Genomic DNA, 2,943 nt, shown 5'->3' with positions numbered 1-2,943 from the left:
TGCTTGTCGGCGGTGGGTTTCCCGAGGTCAGTGAAGTCGAGGGTGGTGCCGGAGTTCACCATGGCGGTGGTCCACCGGGAGGTCTCGGCGCGGTCGAGACCGTTGAGGTAGACGGCCATGGCCAGCGCCGCCATCTGCTCCTCGGCGACGACGCCACGGGTGTAGGCGTCGATGACCCAGTCGATCTGGGAGTCAGTGAGCCGGTGGCGGTCACGCTTGGCGGCGATGATGTCGACGGCGTCGAAGGGCTCTGCGTGCTGGTCGGGGTCGCTCATGCCACGATGGTGCCATGACTGTTCCCGCCGGACCCTCGGATGCGTCACTGCTGGACCTCGCCCGTGCCGCAGCTGGGCGCGCCTATGCCCCGTATTCGCAGTTCAGTGTGGGTGCGGCACTGCTGCTCTCCGACGGCTCGGTGGTGACCGGGTGCAATGTGGAAAACGCCTCCTACGGGTTGGCGATGTGCGCGGAGCGGGTCGCCGTGGGCCGGGCGGTGGCAGACGGGCTGTTGGGTGCGGGTGGTGCTGCCGGTGCGACGATCGAGGTCGCCGCGGTGGTGGGCCTGGGCGCCGCGCCGTGTTTCCCCTGCGGGGCGTGCCGCCAGGTGCTCCACGAGTTCGGGTGTGCGCGGGTCGTCGTGGAGGGCGGGGAGGACGCCGCGGAGGTCGCCCCGCGGTCGATCCCCTTCGTGGAGCTTTTGCCGCACGCCTTCGGGCCGGGGGATCTGTGACTACTGCTGTGCAGCTCCCGGTGTGGGTCGACCGAGCAGGTCCGCCACGGTCTTGGACACCATCGCCGCGCTGCTCATGATCGTCAGCTCCAACTGCCCGTCGTCCATCGGGCTCAGCGGGCGGTGGATCAACGCCCGGACCACCCAGTCCGGCTCCTGCTGACTGCCGAGATTCACCAACGCCGCCGCGGTGCCGGTGACATTGTCATTGTGCGCGGCGACCGCAGTCGCCATGGCCTCCAACTCCGGCCGGTCCAGTCCGCCGATGTACACCCCCGTGTCGACCAGCAGCAGGTCATGCACGACCGTCACATCGAGGTCATAGCCGTTCCAGTGGAACCCCACCCTCCTACTGCCGTCACCGTCATCCTGCACCCGGTCCTCAGTACCCGGACCAAACAACAGTGCCGCGAGCCGCTCCGGGGTCACCGGTGCCGCCTGGCCCGCGGCGCCCTGCACACCGACAACCTCAGCGAGCAGCCCCGGCAGTGCCGAAGCGTCGACCACCGTGCCTGTCCTGGCGGGCCCCGCAGCAGCATCCGTGTGTGCCACTCGCGGGGCACCCGGCCAGGTCTGCTCGACGATCTCCGCCAAGTGCTCGCCCAGTCCGGCGGCCATCGGCACCCAGTCGGCGATCTGCTCCTCGGTGAACCCACCGAAACCCGCCAGGACGGTGTCCAGCGCCATGCGCACATGCCCGTCGGTGTCCCGGTAGAGCTGCAGCCGGGGTGCAGCATTCGCCGCATTGAACAAGGTGATCGACAAGACCACAACGAACAGGTCTTCTCCGTCGAGCACCCCGTCCCATTCCGCGCGGGCGATCAGGATCGGTGGTTCACCACGATCCGGGGCCGCACCGGCCGTGGCGGTGACTGTCAAGGCGATGTCGTCATGCCCGGGCACCGGAACGGTGAACGCTGCCTCCACCGGGAGGTGCGGCTGGCGAGGGGCGATCTGTTGCGCGGACAACGGGGCCACCTGCTCTGCCTGCCGATTGTCCTTGGACTTTCTCTTCCACAGGGCCATGTGAGCTCGCTTCCTCCTCGAGGCGGTGCCGGATGTCTTATCCGTTGGCGTTGATGATGCGCTGTGCCTGGGCGGACGCCATGCTACTGATCATCTCTGTGGAAGTGGTCTCAGAAGCCGCGATAGTGAAAGTGACACCGCCGACAGTGGCGGTGAGTGTGATCATCGACGACCCGATGGCCTCGCCCTCAACGGCCTCGCCGTTGACTTCTCCCCCGGTCAGCGTCACCCGGGCAGCACCAAGCACCTCGGCACCGTCAACGGCGATCTCCACCGGGTCGGCAGCGTAGTGCGACACACCTCTGTCGGTCTCATCCTCCATTGCCCGGGTGAACTCGGCGCATTCCGAGACATCTGCGGGGAATGAGGCCGGGTCGACTTCATCGGTGGTGACCATGATGAACACGCCGTCCTCGTCATTATCAAGGCGGGTGTAGCCGGCGGTGGCTGTCGTGTCCGCGGGGCGGAACATCCAGTCCATCATCGTCAGTCCGTCAACGGCGAGGCCAGTGCACTGTGCCGGATCTGCTGTGGTGGCCTCCCCCAGTGCCTCGCCACCGATGAGTCCTTCGGTCTCAGCGAGTTCCGGGTCATCGGCCAGCTCGCCGAGCAGTTCGGCCAGCGACGGTTCATCCTCACCCGCCGGCGGGGTGTACTCGTAACCGTCGGGGGTCAGCGTGTCATCGACGATCAGGTCCGCTGGTGCTGTCGAGGCGGGCTGTCCAGCCTCCGGAACCTCCACAGGGGAGCTGTTGTCAGCGGCCGCTGTCTCGGACCCAGGACCCTGCGCGTCATCACTGCTACAGGCTGATAGGCCGAGCAGACTGGTGGTCACGACCGCGGCCAGCGCGAGTCCGGTGCGTCGACATGACGGGGAGGAGATGTTCATTCAGATGTCTCTTTTGTGGGTCGGTGCTGCGGGCGTCGAGGGCATTCGGAGGGCGGTCAGCCAGTGATCTCCTCTGCGAGTCCCATCATGCAGTCCGCAACCAACTCGCAGGTCTGGGACATCGTCGCCGTCAACTGTCGGTCGGTCATTCCCGCTCCGACGAACTGGTGCAGTGCGTAGATCACCGAGGTCGACCCGTCAGCATTGCGGTGCACCACTGCCACAGCACCGGCTCGGTTCGTCGACCACCTCCCGGTCACCGGTAACAGCGGGTCCGAGTTCTCAGGGTCGGCAAGCA

4 protein-coding genes and 1 pseudogene are annotated in these 2,943 nt (G+C 66.9%); 1 reads left to right on the top strand and 4 read right to left on the bottom strand.

Annotated elements, in window-relative coordinates; translation table 11 throughout:
* Positions 1-275, bottom strand: a pseudogene (locus tag QZV72_RS09640) (thymidine phosphorylase); the annotation flags it as partial.
* Between the two features lie 14 nt (positions 276-289).
* Between QZV72_RS09640 and QZV72_RS09635 the strand changes: the two are divergent.
* The gene (locus QZV72_RS09635; protein WP_297007875.1) at positions 290-730 is read left to right on the top strand and encodes a cytidine deaminase; all 441 of its coding nucleotides are present in this window, start codon (positions 290-292) and stop codon (positions 728-730) included.
* Here the strand turns inward: QZV72_RS09635 and QZV72_RS09630 are convergent, their stop codons facing one another.
* From QZV72_RS09630 to QZV72_RS09620, 3 genes are all read right to left on the bottom strand, one after another.
* A complete protein-coding gene (locus tag QZV72_RS09630; RefSeq protein WP_297007872.1) occupies positions 731-1,756 on the bottom strand; it encodes a hypothetical protein in 1,026 nt (341 codons plus the stop codon).
* A gap of 37 nt (positions 1,757-1,793) precedes the next feature.
* Positions 1,794-2,645, bottom strand: a complete 852-nt coding sequence (locus QZV72_RS09625) for a hypothetical protein (protein WP_297007868.1) — start codon at positions 2,643-2,645, stop codon at positions 1,794-1,796.
* 56 nt (positions 2,646-2,701) lie between these two features.
* Positions 2,702-2,943, bottom strand: a 242-nt coding sequence (locus QZV72_RS09620) for a hypothetical protein (protein ID WP_297007866.1), incomplete at its 5' end; no start/stop codon positions are given.

Origin of the sequence: uncultured Corynebacterium sp. (genome assembly GCF_902782855.1) — a bacterium.
Classification (GTDB): domain Bacteria; phylum Actinomycetota; class Actinomycetes; order Mycobacteriales; family Mycobacteriaceae; genus Corynebacterium.
Note: the sequence above shows the minus strand (reverse complement) of the source record. Positions and strands in the feature narration are given on the sequence as shown.